We start from the raw sequence: 18718 nt of genomic DNA on the forward strand, positions 1-18718 counted from the left end.
GCGATGTTCTTCGCCACCGTCAACGGTGTATCGCGCAGGGGAGGGAACCCATCGAGGCGGCATGCTAGAACGCATGCCCTTCACATGCACCGAGTGCCACCATGCGCACGACACCGTGACCCCGCTCGTGATCGCGTGAGGCACCGCCGAATCGCCGGTGCCGTGGCGCTCGCCGCGGTCGTCGCGACGGGACTCGCGGTGCACCTTCTACTGCCCGACGTGCCCGCGACCGACATCGCCGGTGATGCGCTGTACGCCGTGGCTGTCTTCGCGTTCGTCGTGATCCTCGCTCCACGGTGGTCTTCGCTTGCGACGGGTGGTGTCGCGGTGGCCTGGTGCGTCGGGGTGGAACTGTTCCAGCTGACGGGCATTCCGCTCGCGCTCGGGGCGGGATTTCCGCCGGTGATGCTCGTGCTCGGCACGGTCTTCGATGCCCGCGACCTCGTGGTCTACGCCACGGCGGTCGTCGTGGCCGTCGCGCTCGACGTCGTCGTGCGGCGCGCACGAGCGCGCGCGTGAGCTGTCGCCCGCGAGATGCCGCCGTGTCAGCGGCCGGCGAGGACGGCGCGCTGCTGCTCGGTCTCGTCGAGCCTGTCTCGTAGCTCGGCGGTGAGCGCGCACAGTCGCTCGTTGCACGCGTCGATCTCGTGCGCGAGCAGGTCGTGGTCGGCGCTCGCGAGTGACTGCTCGGCTTGCAGCGCGGCATCGCGCACCGCGTCGAGAGCGAGCGCGATGTCGGCGACGTGCAAGAGGATCGTCTCGTTGTCACCGCTCGAGGCAAGAAACGGTGCCCAGCGGCTCAGGATGTCGGCGAGACGTGTCCGCTCGTCGACGACAGCTTCGCGCACACGGCGCATCTCGTCGGCGTAGTCGGTCGACGCGGGCGACGTGCGCAGCTCGGGCAGCGACCGCGTCACAACGTGCCCGCGGGAGATCTCGCTGTGCTCGTCGGCGAGGGCGTGCAGGAACTCCGTGAAGGCGAGCCGGTTGATGGGCGCCCAGCGCCGCGCGGTCGATCGCGCGACGACGCGGTCGAGGACGAGCACCGTGAGCAGGAAGGTCACGAGCCCCGCGGCGAGCCCCGACAGCACGACGAGGTCCTGCCAGAGCCCCGATGAGATGTCGAGCCAGACGATGATCGCGACGACGGCGAGACCCGCTGCCAGCGCGACGGCGTCCCGAACCTGTCGACTGCCCTTCACTGCCCGCTCCTTCGCTCGGTGCGCCGGTCGCCCGGCGTATATCCGGCCACCATAGCCCGAACCTCACGCCCGAGAGACGGCGTGCCGAGACGACGGCCTGACCCCGCAGGGTCGGTTGTTCGCTGCGGTGTCACGTGGGGGTCGGGGTTGTGCACAGGGGGTGCCGGACGGCGGCTCGGCGGTGGCATGCTGGGGCGCGGTGTGAGGGGCCCCGAACGAAGAGGAGACAGCAGTGATCGTCGATTTCGACGGCGAGGTCTTCCGCTGGGAGACCCGCCAGCAGGACTGGCACTTCGCTGCGCTGCCCGAAGTGCTCAGTGCCGACATTCGCGAGTTGCCCCGTCCGCCCCGCGGGTTCGGGTCGGTTCGTGTCGAAGCGCGGATCGGCGGCTCGCAATGGCGCACATCGATCTTTCCCGACGCGGAGCGCAACGCATACGTCCTCCCGCTCAAGAAGGCGGTGCGCGATGCCGAAGGCATCGTCGACGGGGGGACGATTCTTGTGCGCCTGCACATCCTCGATGTCTGAGGTTCGTTCGGACTTGACGCGACATGAGAAACCTCTCATGATCATGGGTGGGGGAGGCCGGGCCGCTCTGGGATTGCGTGCATCCCGTCACGGGATGCACGTGTGTCTGCGGTGAACCTCACGCTCAGCGTCGCACTGGCTCTGTTCGCGGCGCTGAGCGTTTCCCTCAGCGTGATCGACATCCGCCGGCACCGCCTGCCGAACGTGCTCGTGCTGCCGGCGTATCCGCTCGGGATCGGGCTTCTCTCGCTCGCCTGCCTGCTGGGCGCCGAGGGGCACCGCCTGCGCACATCGCTGCTCGCGATGGTCACGATGTTCGTCTTCTACCTCGTGCTGCGGCTGATCAGCCCGCGCGGCATGGGCGGCGGTGACGTCAAGCTCGCGGGAGTCATCGGGCTCGTGCTCGGGTGGATCGGATGGGATGCAGTCGCCTTCGGTGCGCTCGCCGCATTCCTGCTCGGCGGGCTGTTCGGCACAGCGCTGCTCGTGACGCGGCGAGGGGATCGGCGCACGCGAATCTCGTTCGGCCCGTTCATGCTCGCGGGCGCGTGGCTCGGCATCCTCGCCGGCCCTGCCCTGAGCGCCGGGCTCCTGTCAACGGGGGCCTGAGCCAGCCGACCCCGCGGATACCCTGACGACATGGATACCGCTTCCGCGCCTCGCCCCGGCCTCATCGCGCGCGTCACGGCCTGGGCGCTCTCGCGTCGGGCGGTGCGCGCGTTACTGCACTACAGCGAGCACCGTGGACCGATGCTCGCTGACAGTGTGACCTACCGCACCCTCTTCAGCGTCTTCGCGGGCGTGCTGCTGGGCTTTTCGATCGCTGCCCTGTGGCTCGCGGGAAATCCCGCCGCATGGGAGGCGCTCATCGAGGCGGTCGACGCTGCGATCCCCGGACTCATCGGCTCGATCGTCGACCCCAACGACATCCAAGCGCCGGCGGGGCTGACGACCGCCGGCATTCTTTCGCTCGTGGGACTCGTCGTCGCCGCGATCGGTGCGATCGGGTCGCTTCGTGTGGCTCTGCGCAACCTCGCCGACATCGTCAACGAAGACGTGCTGTTCATCTGGGTCATCCTGCGCAACCTGGCTCTCGCGATCGGCATCGGCGCGGCGCTCGCCGCCGCGGCCGGCGCCATGTTCCTGGCCGACATCGGCATCGGCCTCGTGACGGGCTGGGTCGGACTGACCGAGAACGACCCGGTCGCGGTCTTCATCGCCCGCGCCGGCAGTATCCTGATCGTGTTCCTCTTGGATGCCACGGTGGTCGCCGTGCTTTTCCGCGTGCTATCGGGTGTGCGCGCGAGTCGACGTGTGCTGTTCACGGGTGCCGCCCTCGGCGGCGCGGCGCTGACGGTGCTTCAGCAACTGTCGTCGTGGTTCGTCGGAGGCGCGTCGTCGAATCCCCTGCTGGCGACGTTCGCAGCGCTCATCGCCCTGCTGCTGTGGCTCAATCTCTCGACGCAGGCGATCCTGATCGCGAGCTCGTACATGATCGTGGCGACGCGCGAAGAGACCGACCGCGTGCGTCAGCGTCATGGCGCGCCGTCGCTGACTCTGAGGCGCGTCCAGCGTGCCGAGGACGCCGTGCAGGTCGCGACCGATGAACTGCGCAGCGCGCGCGAGGCCGTCGAGAAGGAGCGCGCGGATGCAGAGAAGAAGCAGCGCGAAGAAGAAGCGAAGAAGACGCGCGAAGAGGCCGCGAAACACGGCGGCACGCGGACATCCGCCGGGTCCTGATGAGGCAGGAGTAGTCTCGGGGAATGGCACTTGCGCGACTGCACGGCGGCCCGCTCGACGGGCAGATCCTTCCCCTCGAGGAAGGCACCACCGACACCTATATCGCCCCCTACGGTGAGGGACAGCTCGTCTATCACCGCGACGGTGACGAAATCAACACGGGCGATGACGACGGTCCCACCGAGGTCCGCTTCGTCTACGTCGAGGCGACCGAGGACATCAACCCGAACCCCGATGGTCGGGACGACTGACCCCGACCAGCCGATCCGCTCCGTCGAGATCGAGCTGACGTTCGACGTCGACGATCGGGCGCCGCTGCCCGAGTGGGACGACCTGCCGAGCATCGCCCGCGTCGCCGAAGCGCCGCGGCGCGACCTGGATGCCCGGTATTTCGACACCGCCGGCCTCGATCTCGCCCGCGCCGGTTTCGCCGTGCGGCGGCGCACGGGCGGTCCGGATGCCGGGTGGCACCTGAAGGGCCCTCGTGAAGGGCTTGCTCGGGTCGAGCTCGGCTGGCCGCTGGGCGCCGAAGCGGACGCCGACGTCGTGCCCGACGTCGTGCGTGCCGCCGTCGCCCACGTGACCGACGAGCCGTTTCAGCTCATCGCGCGCATCCTCAACACCCGCACGCCGTACCTGCTGCTCGACGATGACGGAGGCGTCGTCGCCGAGTTCGTCGACGACCGGGTCGTCGCGACCGACGAGCGCTCGGGCACCGTTCGCCGTTGGCGCGAGTGGGAGATCGAGCTCGGGCCCGCCGCACCCACCGACGCCGACGCGCGGGCGGCGTTGTTCGCCGCCGCCGGTTCAGCCGTCAGCACCGTCGGCGGCCAGCCCGCGGAATCCGCGTCGAAGCTCGCACGCGCACTCGGGCAGTGATCTGACTCGAAGGGGTCGATGCCGCTGGGCAGCATCGACCCCTTCGCATCACATGTTGATCATGTGGCCGGCGAGGCCGTGGAAGGCCTCCTGCACGGCTTCGGACAGCGTCGGGTGCGTGTGCACGTTGCGCGCCGCCTCGAGGGCCGTCAGGTCCCACTTCTGTGCGAGCGTCAGCTCGGGAAGAAGCTCGGACACGTCGGGGCCGATCATGTGGCCGCCGAGCAGCTCGAGGTGCTCGGCGTCGGCGATGAGCTTGACGAAGCCGACGGGCTCGCCGAGGCCGTTCGCCTTGCCGTTGGCCGAGAACGGGAACTTCGCCACCTTGATCTCGTGGCCGGCGGCCCGGGCCTGATCTTCGGTCAGTCCGAACGACGCGACCTGCGGCGAGCAGAACGTCGCGCGCGGCATCATGCGGTAGTCGCCGAGCGTCATCGTCTCGGCTTTGCCGATGGTCTCGGCTGCCACGACGGCCTGAGCCTCGGCGACGTGCGCGAGCTGCAGCTTGGCGGTGACGTCGCCGATCGCATAGATGTGGGGGACCGAGGTGCGCATGTGGTCGTCGATGTCGATCGCGCCGCGCTCCGTGAGCTTGACGCCGGTGTTCTCGAGCCCGAAGCCCTCGACTCTCGCCGCGAAGCCGATCGACATGAGCACCTTGTCGGCCTCGATCGAGCCCTGCGAGCCGTCCTTGCCGGTGTAGGTGACGGTGACCTTGTCGCCCGAGTCGACGACCGTCTCGACCTTCGTCGAGGTGAGGATGTCGACGCCGAGCTTCTTGTACTGGCGCGCGATCTCCTTCGAGACGTCGGCGTCTTCGTTGGGCAGTGCACGGTCGAGGAACTCGATGATCGTGACCTTGACGCCATAGTTCGAGAGGACGAACGCGAACTCCATGCCGATCGCGCCGGCGCCGACGACGACCATCGACGACGGCAGCTCGCGCGTGAGGATCTGCTCTTCGTAGGTCACGACGTTGTCGCTCAGAGTGACGCCGGGAAGCAGGCGCACGGTCGACCCGGTCGCGATGATCGCGTTGTCGAACGTGACCTCTTCGGTCGAGCCGTCGGACTTCGTGACCGTGATCGCCTTCGGACCGGTGAACGATCCGCGGCCCTCGTACTCGGTCACCTTGTTCTTCTTCATCAAGAAGTGGATGCCCTTGACGTGGGTGTCAGCGACCTTGCGACTGCGATCCCACGCGGTGCCGAAATCGAAGTGCACGTCGCCCGAGATGCCGAAGAGTTCGGCCTTGTGGGTGAAGGTGTGCGCGAGGTCGGCGTTGCGCAGCAGTGCCTTGGAGGGGATGCAGCCCACGTTGAGGCAGACACCGCCCCAGTACTTCTCTTCAATGATCGCGACCGAGAGGCCGAGCTGAGCGCTGCGCACGGCCGCGACGTAGCCGCCGGGGCCCGCGCCGAGGATGACGACGTCGTAGTGAGGCATGTGTTCCAGCCTAACGCTCGGAGCGATCCGGGGAGTCGGCCTGGGCTGCCTGAGCGGCCTTGGCACGACGGGATCGCGAGACGACGAGGTAGATGATCCCGGCCGCCACAGCCAGGAGCACGATGACGCCGGCGATGATCCACGGGGTCGTGTCGGCGGCATCCGAGGGCGTGTCGGCGGCGGGCGTCTCTGACGTCGTCGGCTCGGGCGTGGCGACCGGCGTCGTCGGCTCGGTGGTGGGGCTGGGGGAGGAGGTCTCGGTCTGCACGGGCGCCGGCTCCGGCGCGGGCGCCGCCACGGTGAACGCGTACTCGCCCGAAATGGGGTGACCGTCGCTCGAGACGACCTTCCACAGCACGGTGACCGCGCCCTCGGCTTGAGCGACGAGCGGCACCGTGAGGGTGTTGTCGGTGGCTACCGGGTCTCCAGCGAGCTGGGTGCCTGCGGCGTCCGTCACCTGCACTTCGGTCGCCCCGGCGTCGGCCGAGATCGCTCCGCTGAAGGTGAGGGTCAGCTGCTCGGGGGACTGGTCGACGGTCGCACCGGCGGCGGGATCCGATCCGATGAGCCGATCGTGCGCCGACGCGGGCGAGGCGATGAGAGCGGATGCCGCGACCAGCAGCACGGCGAAGAGGGCGAGGAGACCGCGGGAGACGCGGTGGGAAACCTGTGTCATCACGCGTCGAGCCTAGCCAACCCCTTACTGGCCGGGCGCTGGCGGCCTAGCATGACGGCCAGGGGACCGCCCCGGCCCCGCCGACGAGGAGGCCCCCGATGGACGCCATGATGATGGATGCCATGTCGAACGACATGATGACGATGCCCGGCATGGACACGATGGACATGTCGCTCATGCAGGCGTGCATGGACGCCTGCGCCGCATGCGAGCAGGCGTGCACCGTGTGCGCGACCCAGCTGATGTCGTGTGCCACGACGTGCATGAACTGCGCCGATATGTGCAACACGATGATGCGCTCGATGCTGCGCATGCAGGGGATGAACGCCACCGCGATGATGGCGATGCTCGACGCGTGCATCGAGATGTGCCGCATGTGCATGGACGAGTGCGCGTCGCACGCCGAGTCCAGCGAGGTCTGTCGGATGTGCGCGCAAGCCTTTCAGGCATGCAGGGACGCGTGCATGTCGCTGAAGGCCGCGATGGCCTGATCAGCCCCGCAGCACGTTGAACTGCCGGCGTCCGACCGCGAGGACGTCATAGCGCGCGTGCACGGCGACGGGAGTCCCGGTTGCGACGGCATCCGCCGCACCGGCGCCGTTCCACAGTTCTATGATCTCGCCGGTGAGAGTCCGGACGACGAGCGTGCCGCTCGCGGCATCCGTCTGCTCGACGATCGCGTCCGTCCACTCCGTCGGCGTCGCGGATGCGAGGCGCGCCTGGATCAGATGCAGCGCGTGACCGCGGGCGAACGAAGAGCAGGCGCCATCGAACGCGCACATGCACGTCGCAGCCTCGCGCGCCGGGGCGGACGATGTGCGAAAGTGCGGGCTCGACACGGGAGTCTCCTGTCAGTAGGTTCGTTCAGCCACGCTAAGCCGCCCTCGCCGTCACCACATCCCGCGTGGAACACGGCGAAACACTTCGTCGGATTCCCTTCGGCGAATCGGCGGATCCACCTGTTTCGCACAGGGAGCGATCGGATAGGCTTGCGCAGAAGGAGGAGCACCGTGGACAACCGTCGACCCGAACCAGACGACATTCGTCGTGGCGCGGGTGCTGAGCGCGCGAACGACACGACGCAGACCTTCGGTCACGATTCCGACCTCTCGTTCGTGCCTTTCGGCAGTGATCTGTCCAGCGCCGAGCTCGAGGCGATCGACGCGCTCCCCTCGGGTGCCGCGCTCTTCCTCGTGCGCTCCGGTCCCACTGCCGGGGCTCGCTACCTGCTCGACACCGACGTGACCACCGTGGGGCGTCACCCCGAGGCCGACATCTTCTTCGACGACGTCACGGTGTCCCGCCGGCACGCCGAGATCACGCGCAGCGGTACGTCGTTCGAGCTCATCGACCAGCGCTCGCTCAACGGCACCTACGTCAATGGCGAGCGGGCCGACCGTGCGACGCTGCGCAACGGAGCAGAAGTCCGGATCGGCAAGTTCCGGTTGAACTTCTTCGTCTCGCCCGCCGACCTGGCTCAGGCGGCGGACGACTGATGGCGTCTCCTGCCCCCCGCGAACGGTCTACGTCCGCGGGTCTGCTGAGTATCGGTCAGGTGCTCGCCCGGCTCACTCCTGAGTTCCCCGGACTGTCCGCCAGCAAGCTGCGCTTTCTCGAAGTGCAAGGCATCATCACGCCCACGCGCACTGAATCCGGGTACCGCAAGTTTTCGCCGTCCGACGTCGAGCGGTTGCGCCTGGCGCTGACGCTCCAGCGTGATCACTTCATGCCGCACAGCGTCATCCGCGACTACCTCGCCGACCTCGACGCGGGCCGCGAGCCCGTGCAGCCGGCGTCCGTCCCCTCGATCGTGCCGGCGCCGCGGCGGTTCCGGCGTGAAGAGCTGCTCGCGGCGGCCGGTGCCGCCCCGCAGCTGCTCAACGACGCGATCAGCACGGGTGTCATCACGGGGTCGGAATACACCGATCAGACCGTCGCGCTGCTGCGCGCCCTCGTCGCTCTGGACCGCCACGGCATCGAGCCGCGTCACGTGCGTGCCTTGCGGCAGAGTTCGGAGCGCGACGTCGCGCTCGTCGAGTCTGCCTTGTCTCCGCTGCTGCGGCGTACGGATGCCGGGTCGCGCGGCCGCGCGGCAGAAGTCGCTCCCGAACTCGCCAAGCGCCTCGAAGACGTCCGCGCGATCTTCGTGCGGACAGCCCTCGAGCGCCTGCTCGGATGAACTCGGGCGCGACACGCCAGAGCGGATGTCGTTGCTCGGGGGGTCGTGCTGATCTAGCGTGGAGGAGTCCGATGGGGAGGATCAGCGTATGACCGCTCGAGAAACGGCAGGCGAGCCGCGGTTCGCCGCCGATCTCCTCTTCACTGACGGACTTCCGCAGATGGACGACGAGGTCGGTTACCGAGGAGCCGTCGCCGCTCGCGCGGCCGGCATCACGTACCGTCAGCTCGACTACTGGGCGCGTACCGAGCTGGTCGTACCGACCGTGCGCGGCGCATCCGGATCCGGATCGCAACGCCTGTACGGGTTCCGCGACATCCTGGTGCTCAAGCTCGTCAAGCGTCTTCTGGACACCGGCATCTCGCTGCAGCAGATTCGCACGGCTGTCGACCAGTTGCGCGCCGCCGGCATCCGCGACCTCGCCGGGACCACGCTCATGAGCGATGGGGCATCGGTCTACCTGTGCACGTCGAACGATGAGGTCATCGACCTCGTCAGCCGTGGGCAGGGCGTCTTCGGCATCGCCGTGGGCAAGGTGCTGCGCGAAGTCGAGTCGACCCTCGTCGAGTTCGACCCGCAGGTGCCCGACGTGCAAGACGAGCTCGCCGCTCGTCGCGCCGCTCGCACAGCCTGAGCAACGTCGCCTGAGCGCCGGCTGCCTGAGCGGCCGCTGAAGCGCCTCGCCGACGCCTGACGAAGGGTCGTCCGCGCCTTTACGCGCTCGGGGTGGGGATACGCCCTGTCCGCATGATGCGGTCAAGCAGAGCGTCGAAATCGGCGGCGAGCTCCTGAGCGGAGTCTCCCGGCCAGATGTGGAGCGGCTTCGCCGCACCCTGCGCCTGCTGCAGTGACGTGCGCTCGGGCAGCTGCGGCGAGAGCACGAGCGGACCGAACATGTCGCGCAGCTCCTTGATCCGAAACTGGTGCTCGATCGACTGCGGGCGCACGCGGTTCACGACGATGCCCAGCGGCTGCAGACGGGGTGAGAGACCCCGACGGATCTCCTCGATGGCGCGAAGCGCGCGGTCGGCGGCGGCAACCGAGAAGAGACCGGGCTCGGTCACGACGATGACCCGGTCGCTGGCGGCCCATGCCGTACGCGTGAGCGCGTTGAGCGAGGGAGCGCAGTCGATGAGCACGAGGTCGTAGTCGGGCTCGATCGTGGCGAGGGCCTCTTCGAGCTTCCACACGTCGCGGACGCTCGGATGCGGACCGTCGAAGTTGATCGCGGACGGGCTGCCGATCATGACGTCGATCGTGCCGGGATGCACCTTGGCCCACCCGCTCGATGTGATCGCCTGACGGACGACCTTCTCTTTGGGGTTGGCCAGGACATCGGCGACGTTGAGCCGCCCGGCGACCTGGATGTCCATGCCCGTCGAGACATCGGACTGAGGGTCGAGATCGACCACGAGAGTGCGCACTCCCCGGGCGAAGGCTGCCGAGGCGAGACCTAGCGTCACGGTCGTCTTACCGACGCCGCCCTTGAGGGAGCTCACCGAGAGTACGTGCACAAGCGACTACGTTACCGTCCCCTAGGCTGAGAACACACTTGGCCCATCGTCGTGGCCGCTCTGCGAGGTGCACATGTTCCGAAAGATTCTGGTCGCCAACCGCGGTGAAATCGCCATCCGGGCGTTCCGCGCGGCTTACGAGCTGGGGGCGCGCACCGTCGCGGTGTTCCCCTACGAAGACCGTGGTTCACTCCATCGCCAAAAGGCGGACGAGTCCTACGTCATCGGCGAACAGGGTCATCCCGTCCGGGCATACCTCGACGTCGAGGAGATCATCCGCGTCGCGCTCGAGTCCGGGGCGGATGCGATCTACCCGGGATACGGATTCCTCTCCGAGAACCCCGAGCTCGCCGCCCGCGCAGCTGAGAACGGCATCACGTTCATCGGGCCTCCGGCGAAAGCGCTCGAGATGGCCGGCAACAAGGTCACGGCCAAGGAGCACGCGATCGCCGCCGGCGTGCCGGTTCTGAGGTCCACTCCGGCGTCAGACGACGTCGACGAACTCGTCGCTCAGGCGCATGAGATCGGCTTCCCCATCTTCGTCAAGGCCGTCGCCGGCGGCGGAGGGCGCGGCATGCGCCGCGTCGAGACGGCAGGCGACCTGCCCCCGGCCATCGCCGAGGCGATGCGCGAAGCCGCCGCCGCGTTCGGTGACGCCCGCGTGTTCCTGGAGCAGGCTGTCGTGCGCCCCCGCCACATCGAGGTGCAGATCCTCGCGGATGCCGCGGGGCACACGGTGCACCTGTTCGAGCGCGACTGCTCGGTGCAGCGTCGTCACCAGAAGGTGATCGAGATCGCTCCCGCGCCGAATCTCGACGAGGAACTGCGTCAGCGCATCCACCGCGACGCCGTAGCGTTCGCCGAGTCGATCGGCTACGTCAATGCGGGCACCGTCGAGTTCCTCGTCGACACGGCCGGAGAGCGCGCCGGTCAGCACGTCTTCATCGAGATGAACCCGCGCATCCAGGTCGAGCACACCGTGACCGAAGAGGTCACGGACGTCGACCTCGTGCAGTCGCAGATCCGCATCGCCGCGGGCGAGACCCTCGAAGACCTCGGGCTGCAGCAGAGCAACATCGTGCTGCGGGGAGCGGCGCTGCAGTGCCGCATCACGACCGAGGACCCGTCGCAGGGGTTCCGGCCTGACACCGGACGCATCACGACCTACCGGTCGCCCGGTGGCGCCGGCATCCGTCTGGACGGCGGCACGACGGCGGCGGGATCACAGATCAGCCCGCACTTCGACTCGATGCTCGCCAAGCTCACCTGCCGCGGCCGCGACTTTCCCGCCGCCGTCGCCCGTGCGCGGCGCGCGCTGGCGGAGTTCCGCATCCGCGGTGTTTCGACGAACATTCCGTTCCTGCGCGCCGTCCTCGACGACGACGCCTTCGTGCAGGGCGACCTCAGCACGGCATTCATCGATGAGCGCCCGGGGCTGCTCACGAGCCACCCGTCGCGCGACCGCGCGACGAAGCTGATCAATTGGCTCGCCGACGTCACGGTCAACCGCCCGTACGGCGAGAAGCCCGTTTCGGTGTCGCCCGGCAGCAAGCTTCCCGAGATCGACCTCGCCGCCCCGGCGCCGGCCGGCACCCTCGAGCGTCTGCGCGACCTCGGACCCTCCGGGTTCGCCCGTGCGCTGCGCGAGCAGGCGCCTCTCGCCGTCACCGAGACCACCTACCGGGACGCGCACCAATCGCTTCTCGCCACACGAGTGCGCACGCGCGACCTCGTGCGCGTCGGCCCCCATGTCGCCCGGATGACACCGGAGCTGCTTTCGGTCGAAGCGTGGGGTGGGGCAACCTATGACGTCGCGCTGCGCTTCCTCGCGGAGGACCCGTGGGAGCGGCTCGCTGCGGTACGCGAGGCGATCCCCAACATTCCGATCCAGATGCTGCTGCGCGGACGCAACACGGTCGGCTACACGCCGCGACCGGTCGAGGTGACCGACGCGTTCGTCCGCGAGGCCGCGGCGACAGGCGTCGACATCTTCCGCATCTTCGACGCCCTCAACGACGTCGACCAGATGCGGCCGGCGATCGAGGCGGTTCTTGAGACGGGAACCGCGCTCGCCGAGGTCGCGGTCTGCTACACCGGCGACCTGCTCGACCCCGCCGAGCGGCTGTACACGCTCGACTACTACATGCGCCTCGCTGAGCAGATCGTCGAATCCGGTGCCCACGTGCTCGCGATCAAGGACATGGCGGGTCTGCTGCGGCCCGCCGCAGCGGCCAAGCTCGTCACGGCGCTGCGCGACCGATTCGACCTGCCCGTGCACCTGCACACGCACGACACGGCGGGCGGCCAGCTCGCGACACTCCTCGCCGCGAGTGCCGCCGGCGTCGACGCCGTCGACGCCGCCGCCGCTCCGCTGTCGGGAACGACGAGCCAGCCGTCGCTGTCGGCGCTGGTCGCAGCTCTCGCGCACACCGACCGCGACACCGGCATCGATCTGCAGGCGGTCAGCGACCTCGAGCCCTACTGGGAGGGTGTGCGCCAGCTGTACCGGCCGTTCGAGTCCGGCTTGCCCGCCCCGACGGGCCGGGTGTACCACCACGAGATCCCGGGCGGTCAGCTGTCGAACCTGCGTCAGCAGGCGATCGCGCTGGGCCTGGCCGACGACTTCGAGCTGATCGAGGACATGTACGCCGCCGCCGACCGCATCCTCGGCCGGATCCCCAAGGTGACGCCCTCATCAAAGGTCGTCGGCGATCTCGCGCTCGCGCTCGTGGCGGCCAAGGCCGACCCAGCCGACTTCGCCGAGAACCCGCAGAACTACGACATCCCCGACTCGGTCGTCGGCTTCATGGCGGGCGAACTCGGGGATCTGCCCGGCGGATGGCCGGAGCCCTTCCGCACGAAGGTTCTCGCGGGTCGCGAGGTGTCGATCGAGATCCCGCCCCTCACCGACGAAGAGCGCGACGGTCTCGCGGGCGATGCCCCGACCCGTCAGCGCACCCTCAACCGGCTGCTCTTCCCCGCTCCTGCGAAGGAGTTCGAGAAGAACCGCGAGACCTACGGGGATCTGTCCGCTCTCGGGACGCCGGACTACCTCTACGGCCTCAAGCCCGGTGAGGAGCATGTCGCCGAGATCGATCCCGGCGTGCAGCTGCACGTCGGTCTCGAAGCGATCGGCGAACCCGATGACAAGGGCATCCGCACCGTCATGACGACGCTCAACGGTCAGCTTCGACCCGTCTACGTGCGCGACCGCAGCATCACCATCCAGACCCGCCAGGTCGAGAAGGCAGACACGAGCAAGCCCGGCCAGGTGGCCGCGCCGTTCGCCGGGGTCGTGACCGTCAAGGCGGAGATCGGCGCCACCGTGAAAGCGGGCCAGGCGCTCGCGTCGATCGAGGCGATGAAGATGGAAGCCGCGATCACGGCCCCCGTCGACGGAGTCATCGAACGGATCGCGATCGGGGCCACGCAGCAGGTCGAAGCGGGCGACCTTTTGGTCGTCATCCGCCCGTCGCAGTAGCCTGGAGGGCCGCATACGCTCGAAACCCGCTTCTGGAGACACCCGCAGTGACGTCTGATCGCCTCGAACAGCCCGACGAAGATGCCCTGAACGGCGTCCTCTCTGACACGGGCAGCCTCGGTACCGCCTCGATCGGGATCCTCGGTGGCGCGACGGCCCAGGTGGATCTGTCGTTCGCCCTGGCCTCCGAAGATGACGACGAGGATGACGACGTCATCGGCGACGAGGTGCCCATCGACCTCGGCTATGTCTCCCTCGAGACGGCCGAGGCTGAAATGGTCGACGCCGTTGATCCGGTGCCCGTGGCCTCCGTGTCCGAAGACATCGCCGACGCCGAAGAGGTGGAGGATGACATGACCGTTCAGCCCGATGAGACACCTGCGCCCGACGCGCACCCCGCAACGTCGTCGATCCCGACGACGCGGTGGGAAGCACAGCATCCCGATTCGCCTCGCCCCGATCGTGGTCACCTCGACCGGGTTCCGGCGCGTGCCGACGTCGCGCTGACGTCGAAGCGCATCGGCGAGTTCGAGCCTGATCGCGAGAGCGCCGATCTGCTGACGGCGGACCGTCTGCTCGACCCTCATCACATCGTGCGGCCCGAACCCGAGGGTGCTTGGCGGCACCTCGTCTACTCGCTGTCCGGCCGGCGCATCAACCTCGGCGACGGCAAACGTGCCAAGGCCCGCAAGGAGCTCGACCGCCGAATCGCTGCTCCGCTGACCGGCGGCGCGTACTTCGTTCCCGTCATGTCACGCAAAGGCGGCGTCGGGAAGACGACGGTCACGACACTTCTGGGGATGGCGCTCGCTGACGCGCGCGATGACCGCGTCATCGCCGTCGACGCGAACCCGGACCGGGGTACGCTCGCCGAGCGCATCGGCCGCGTGAGCGGCAAGACGGTTCGCGACCTGGTGCGCTCGCGCGCCGAGGTCCTTGGATACAACGACCTGTCTGGCATCGTCGCCCGCGACGAGACGCGGCTCGACGTCCTCGCCTCCGACAGCGACCCGCGGGTGTCCGAGGCGTTCAGCGACGACGACTACAACGACGTCGCCTCGATCGCCGCGCACTACTACTCGATCGTCCTCACCGACACGGGCACGGGAGTCGTGCACTCCGTCATGGAGGCGACGCTCAGCCGCGCCGACCAGCTCGTCATCGTGACGGGTCTGAGCGTCGACGAGGCGCGCCTTGCATCCGAGACGCTCACCTGGCTCGAGACGAACGGCTATTCCGAGCAGGTGCGCGGCGCGGTCGTGGTGCTCAACAACGCCCGTCCCGGGGTCCCGCTCGTGCGGCCCGACGAGCTCGAGGCGCACTTCCGTTCGCGCGTGCGAGCGGTCGTGCGCATGCCGTACGACCCGCATGTCGCCGCTGGGAGCGCCATCGCATTCCGCGACCTGCAGCCGGCGACGCGGCTGGCCGCGCGCGAGCTCGCCGCCAAGGTGGTCGAGGGTCTCCGTTCGCTCGCTGCGGCCGCCTGACATGGCCGTCCGCCCGATCCGTGTGTTCGGCGACCCCGTGCTGCGGGCGCCGAGTGTCGTCGTCGAGGTCATCGACGACGGCGTCCGTTCCCTCGTGCAGGACCTGCTCGACACCGTCGCCCTGCCTGGCCGCGCCGGCGTCGCGGCGTGCCAGATCGGCGTCGGCATCCGCGCGTTCAGCTACAACATCGACGGCGACATCGGGTACGTGCTCAATCCCGTGCTGGTCGAGGTCGACGGTGACCCCGAGTTGGTCGCCGAGGGCTGCTTGTCGGTGCCGGGCTTGTGGCACGAGGCGCTGCGGCACCCGCGCGCGAAGGTCGTCGGCATCGACCTCGACGGAAACGAGGTCGTGATCGAGGGAGAGGGGCTGCTCGCGCAGGCGCTGCAGCATGAGACCGACCACCTCGACGGCAAGATCTTCCTCGACCGGCTGCCGGCTGAGACCCGCCGTGTCGCGATGCGGCAGATCCGGGAGTCCGACTGGTTCTGATGCGAGTGGGATCAGCGCGCGTTTAGCGTGCGTCGACGCCGTTCGGATCACCAGCGGGTAGCGCCTTCACAACGCCGGCGACCCGGTGGGGTGGCGCGTCCGGCCACCCCACCGCGGGTCAGCCCAGCGACACGTTCGTCGTCGACACGGGGAGGTCGTAGATCTCGACGATCTCGGCGGCGAAGTCGTCGAGGATGACGTTGCGCTTGATGCTCATCTTGGGGGTCAGGTGACCACTCGCCTCGGTCCACTCCGTCGTAAGGATCGTGAACTTGCGGACCGACTCGGCACGCGACACCGATGCGTTGGCGTGGTCGATCGCGCGCTGCACTTCGGCGCGGACGGCGGGATGCACGGCGGCATCTGGGAGGGACATGTCACCCGGCAGATTGTTGTTCGCGAGCCAGGTCGGCAGCATCTCGGGATCGAGCGTGATGAGCGCGGCGATGAAGGGCTTCTTGTCGCCCACAGCGACGACCTGGCCGACGATCGGGTTCGCCCGAATGGGGTCTTCGAGCGCAGCGGGGGCGACGTTCTTGCCGCCGGCCGTGACAAGGATCTCCTTCTTGCGGGCTGTGATCGTGAGGAAGCCCTCGTCGTCGAACGAGCCGATATCCCCGGTCTTGAACCAGTCACCGTCGAACGACTCGGCCGTCGCCTCGGGGTTGCGCCAGTACTCCTTGAAGACGTTTATGCCGCGCACCTCGATTTCGCCGTCTTCGCCCAGCCGGACGCCGACGCCGGGGAGCACGGGTCCGACGGTGCCGATCTTCGACCTGTTCGCGAGGTTGACCGTTACGGGTGCGGTCGTCTCGGTCAGGCCGTAGCCCTCGAGGACCGTGATGCCGAGGCTGTGGAAGAAGTGGCCCAGGCGTGGCCCGAGCGGTGCCGAACCCGAGACGGCGTACTGGACGCGCCCGCCCATAGCGGCGCGCAGCTTGCTGTAGACCAGCTTGTCGAACAGCGCGAACTTGATCTTGAGGCCGAGCGGCACCTTCTTGCCGTCCTGCAGGAGCGTCGAGTGCTCGACGGCGGCGTGCGCGGCGGCGCGGAAGATCTTGCCCTTGCCGCCTGCTTCGGCCTTCTGCTCGGCGGAGTTGTACACCTTCTCGAAGACGCGCGGGACGGCGAGCAGGTAGGTCGGCTGGAAGGAGCCGAGCGCCGGCAAGAGCTGCTTCGTGTCGGGCTGGTGGCCGGTCTTCGCCCCGGAGTGGATGTTCAGGATCGAGATGAAGCGTGCGAACACGTGCGCCGTTGTGATGAACAGCAGCGTCGAGGCGCCAGGCGTCCCGACGACCGCGTGCAGCGCCTTTGCGGAGTTGCGTGAGAGCTCGACGAAGTTGCTGTGTGTGAGCACGCACCCCTTGGGGCGTCCGGTCGAGCCCGAGGTGTAGATCAGGGTGGCGATATCCGACCCGTTCGCGATGTTGCGGCGGCGCTCGATCTCTTCGTCGGCGACCGATGCGCCGTCGGTGACGAGCTTGTCGAGATCGCCCTTGTGCATCGACCAGACCGTGCGCACGAGCGGCAGGTCGGCGATGACCTCGTCGAGGCGGGCCGTGTGTTGGGCGGACTCCACGATGCAGGCGATCGCGCCCGAGTCAGAGAGGTTCCACGCGATCTGCGCGGGGGAGCTCGTATCGTAGATCGGGACCATGACGGCGCCGGCGAAGAAGATCGCCATGTCGACGAGCGTCCACTCGTACGTCGTGCGCGCCACGAAACCGACCTTGTCGCCCGGCTCGATGCCGCCGGCGACGAGACCCTTGGCCAGCGCGATGACCTGGGCGTGGAATTCGGAAGCCGTGATGTCGCGCCAGGCGCCACCGTCGGGCACAGCGAACAGGGGCTGATTCGGGGTGAGCTTGACGCGTTCGACGAGCAGGTCGGTGACATTCGCCTGCGGGTCTGCGGGGACGATGGCGGGTACTTCGAACTGGACCACGGTAACTCCTTCGGTACCGGTGCTGAACATCGGCTTCGGGTGACATGAGTCTAATGCGGAAAGAGCCCTTGTCACGGGCGGTTTTGACGAGACTCGGCGCCGGTCATCCTGAGCCTCGGTCCCAGCCCGCCGCGGCGAATCGCCCACGACTAGACTTCTTGTCGCCGTCTCCACGCACGGCGGGATGAGGGACACCACGTGCTCACAGTCGGGATCGACATCGGCGGAACGAAGATCGCCGGCGGCGTCGTCGATGTCGAGGGGCGCATCCTCGATTCTGTCCGCGTGGACACCCCCGTCGACACCGGTGCGCTTGCTCGCGCCGTCATCGACATGGCGGGCGGCTTCCTCGCCTCGCACGACGTGGCGGCTGTGGGTGTCGCCGCGGCCGGGTTCATCGACCGCGAGCGGGCGCGCGTCATGCACGCCCCGAACATCGCGTGGCGCGGCGAACCGCTCAAAGCGACCATGGAAGCCGGGATCGCGCGCCCTGTGACGATCGAGAACGACGCGAACGCGGCGGGCTGGGCGGAGTTCCGCTTCGGCGCGGGCCGCGACGTCGACCACATGGTGATGCTGACGATGGGCACGGGCGTGGGCGGAGCGGTCGTGCTCGGCGGAGAGCTGTACCGAGGAGGCCATGGCATCGCCGGCGAGCTCGGCCACATCCGCTTCATGCGCGACGGTCGCTGGTGCGGCTGCGGCCAGCGGGGATGCCTCGAGCAGTACGCCTCGGGTCGCGCGCTGCAGCGCGAGGCGAACGAGATCGCGGATGCCGGCGGGATCGGCGCCGCTCTGGCTGACGTGCGAGCCGAGCACGGCGAGATCGCGGGGCACGCCGTCTCGCAGCTCGTGCTCGCGGGGGATCCCGGAGCACTCGAGGCACTGCACCGTGTGGCGACGGCGCTCGGCGAAGCATGCGGCGGGTTCCAAGCCGTGCTCGACCCTGAGCTGTTCGTCATCGGCGGGGGAGTGGCCGAGCTCGGTGAGCATGTGCTCACGCCCATCCGCACCGCGTACGCGAGTGCCGTGCCGGCCGTGGGTGAGAGACCCGTCGCGGACTTCGCGATCGCGCAGCTCGGGAACGCGGCGGGAGTCATCGGCGTCGCCGACCTCGCCGCCCGGGCTCAGAGGGAGGGCTAGCCCG

General features: G+C 68.5%; 21 protein-coding genes. 14 read left to right on the top strand and 7 right to left on the bottom strand.

Annotated features, from left to right (window positions below):
• Window positions 1-135: 135 nt before the first annotated feature.
• Complete coding sequence (locus tag AC25Y0_RS03040) at window positions 136-519, top strand: ribosomal maturation YjgA family protein (RefSeq protein ID WP_488134175.1); 384 nt, start codon at window positions 136-138, stop codon at window positions 517-519.
• 26 nt (window positions 520-545) lie between these two features.
• Here AC25Y0_RS03040 and AC25Y0_RS03045 read toward each other — a convergent pair whose 3' ends face one another.
• Window positions 546-1202 (bottom strand): hypothetical protein, encoded by a 657-nt coding sequence (locus tag AC25Y0_RS03045; protein WP_488122916.1) that lies wholly within the window; start codon window positions 1200-1202, stop codon window positions 546-548.
• Window positions 1203-1434: 232 nt separating this feature from the next.
• Between AC25Y0_RS03045 and AC25Y0_RS03050 the strand changes: the two genes are divergently transcribed.
• From AC25Y0_RS03050 to AC25Y0_RS03070, 5 genes are all read left to right on the top strand, one after another.
• The gene (locus AC25Y0_RS03050) at window positions 1435-1731 is read left to right on the top strand and encodes a DUF1905 domain-containing protein (protein ID WP_488122917.1); all 297 of its coding nucleotides are present in this window, start codon (window positions 1435-1437) and stop codon (window positions 1729-1731) included.
• A 102-nt stretch (window positions 1732-1833) separates the two neighbouring features.
• Window positions 1834-2340, top strand: a complete 507-nt coding sequence (locus tag AC25Y0_RS03055) for a prepilin peptidase (protein WP_488122918.1) — start codon at window positions 1834-1836, stop codon at window positions 2338-2340.
• Window positions 2341-2370: 30 nt separating this feature from the next.
• The gene (locus AC25Y0_RS03060; protein ID WP_488134176.1) at window positions 2371-3471 is read left to right on the top strand and encodes a YhjD/YihY/BrkB family envelope integrity protein; all 1101 of its coding nucleotides are present in this window, start codon (window positions 2371-2373) and stop codon (window positions 3469-3471) included.
• A gap of 23 nt (window positions 3472-3494) precedes the next feature.
• The gene (locus AC25Y0_RS03065; protein WP_488122920.1) at window positions 3495-3722 is read left to right on the top strand and encodes a response regulator; all 228 of its coding nucleotides are present in this window, start codon (window positions 3495-3497) and stop codon (window positions 3720-3722) included.
• Window positions 3706-4350, top strand: a complete 645-nt coding sequence (locus AC25Y0_RS03070) for a CYTH domain-containing protein (protein ID WP_488122921.1) — start codon at window positions 3706-3708, stop codon at window positions 4348-4350. Before AC25Y0_RS03065 ends, AC25Y0_RS03070 begins: the two co-directional genes overlap by 17 nt.
• Window positions 4351-4398: 48 nt before the next feature.
• Here the strand turns inward: AC25Y0_RS03070 and lpdA are convergent, their stop codons facing one another.
• Genes lpdA through AC25Y0_RS03085 form a run of 3 tightly spaced genes read right to left on the bottom strand, consistent with a single transcriptional unit; the run spans window position 4399 to window position 6641 of the window.
• Window positions 4399-5796, bottom strand: coding sequence for a dihydrolipoyl dehydrogenase (gene lpdA / locus AC25Y0_RS03075; protein ID WP_488122922.1), 1398 nt, complete (start codon window positions 5794-5796; stop codon window positions 4399-4401).
• Window positions 5797-5806: 10 nt separating this feature from the next.
• Window positions 5807-6472 carry a copper resistance CopC family protein gene (locus AC25Y0_RS03080; RefSeq protein WP_488123420.1) on the bottom strand — a complete coding sequence of 222 codons (666 nt, stop codon included), beginning with the start codon at window positions 6470-6472 and terminating at the stop codon, window positions 5807-5809.
• 46 nt (window positions 6473-6518) lie between these two features.
• Window positions 6519-6641 (bottom strand): hypothetical protein, encoded by a 123-nt coding sequence (locus tag AC25Y0_RS03085; RefSeq protein ID WP_488134177.1) that lies wholly within the window; start codon window positions 6639-6641, stop codon window positions 6519-6521.
• On the opposite strand from AC25Y0_RS03085, the gene AC25Y0_RS03090 reads away from it, so the two are divergent.
• Entirely contained in the window at window positions 6640-6963 is a 324-nt protein-coding gene (locus AC25Y0_RS03090; RefSeq protein ID WP_488134178.1) for a four-helix bundle copper-binding protein, read from the top strand. The two genes, AC25Y0_RS03085 and AC25Y0_RS03090, sit on opposite strands and share 2 nt — an antisense overlap.
• On the opposite strand, the gene AC25Y0_RS03095 is transcribed toward AC25Y0_RS03090, so the two are convergent.
• On the bottom strand, window positions 6964-7254 hold the full coding sequence (locus AC25Y0_RS03095; RefSeq protein ID WP_488122923.1) for a hypothetical protein: 291 nt from the start codon (window positions 7252-7254) through the stop codon (window positions 6964-6966).
• A 228-nt stretch (window positions 7255-7482) separates the two neighbouring features.
• Here AC25Y0_RS03095 and AC25Y0_RS03100 point away from each other — a divergent pair, with 228 nt between their 5' ends.
• The 3 genes from AC25Y0_RS03100 (at window position 7483) to AC25Y0_RS03110 (ending at window position 9285) form a co-directional block, all read left to right on the top strand.
• Entirely contained in the window at window positions 7483-7968 is a 486-nt protein-coding gene (locus AC25Y0_RS03100; protein WP_488122924.1) for an FHA domain-containing protein, read from the top strand.
• Window positions 7968-8651 (top strand): transcriptional regulator FtsR, encoded by a 684-nt coding sequence (gene ftsR / locus AC25Y0_RS03105; protein ID WP_488122925.1) that lies wholly within the window; start codon window positions 7968-7970, stop codon window positions 8649-8651. Before AC25Y0_RS03100 ends, ftsR begins: the two co-directional genes overlap by 1 nt.
• A gap of 88 nt (window positions 8652-8739) precedes the next feature.
• On the top strand, window positions 8740-9285 hold the full coding sequence (locus AC25Y0_RS03110; protein ID WP_488122926.1) for a MerR family transcriptional regulator: 546 nt from the start codon (window positions 8740-8742) through the stop codon (window positions 9283-9285).
• A gap of 79 nt (window positions 9286-9364) precedes the next feature.
• On the opposite strand, the gene AC25Y0_RS03115 is transcribed toward AC25Y0_RS03110, so the two are convergent.
• Window positions 9365-10165 (bottom strand): ParA family protein, encoded by an 801-nt coding sequence (locus AC25Y0_RS03115; RefSeq protein ID WP_488122927.1) that lies wholly within the window; start codon window positions 10163-10165, stop codon window positions 9365-9367.
• A 73-nt stretch (window positions 10166-10238) separates the two neighbouring features.
• Between AC25Y0_RS03115 and AC25Y0_RS03120 the strand changes: the two genes are divergently transcribed.
• Genes AC25Y0_RS03120 through AC25Y0_RS03130 form a run of 3 tightly spaced genes read left to right on the top strand, consistent with a single transcriptional unit; the run spans window position 10239 to window position 15626 of the window.
• A complete protein-coding gene (locus AC25Y0_RS03120; RefSeq protein ID WP_488122928.1) occupies window positions 10239-13646 on the top strand; it encodes a pyruvate carboxylase in 3408 nt (1135 codons plus the stop codon).
• Between the two features lie 47 nt (window positions 13647-13693).
• The gene (locus AC25Y0_RS03125) at window positions 13694-15133 is read left to right on the top strand and encodes a MinD/ParA family ATP-binding protein (RefSeq protein WP_488122929.1); all 1440 of its coding nucleotides are present in this window, start codon (window positions 13694-13696) and stop codon (window positions 15131-15133) included.
• Window position 15134: 1 nt separating this feature from the next.
• Complete coding sequence (locus AC25Y0_RS03130; RefSeq protein WP_488122930.1) at window positions 15135-15626, top strand: peptide deformylase; 492 nt, start codon at window positions 15135-15137, stop codon at window positions 15624-15626.
• A 118-nt stretch (window positions 15627-15744) separates the two neighbouring features.
• On the opposite strand, the gene AC25Y0_RS03135 is transcribed toward AC25Y0_RS03130, so the two are convergent.
• Window positions 15745-17571 carry an AMP-dependent synthetase/ligase gene (locus tag AC25Y0_RS03135; RefSeq protein ID WP_488134179.1) on the bottom strand — a complete coding sequence of 609 codons (1827 nt, stop codon included), beginning with the start codon at window positions 17569-17571 and terminating at the stop codon, window positions 15745-15747.
• 198 nt (window positions 17572-17769) lie between these two features.
• Here AC25Y0_RS03135 and AC25Y0_RS03140 point away from each other — a divergent pair, with 198 nt between their 5' ends.
• Window positions 17770-18714 carry an ROK family protein gene (locus AC25Y0_RS03140; RefSeq protein ID WP_488122932.1) on the top strand — a complete coding sequence of 315 codons (945 nt, stop codon included), beginning with the start codon at window positions 17770-17772 and terminating at the stop codon, window positions 18712-18714.
• Window positions 18715-18718: the final 4 nt, after the last annotated feature.

It is taken from the genome of Microbacterium sp. Y547 (genome assembly GCF_057669785.1).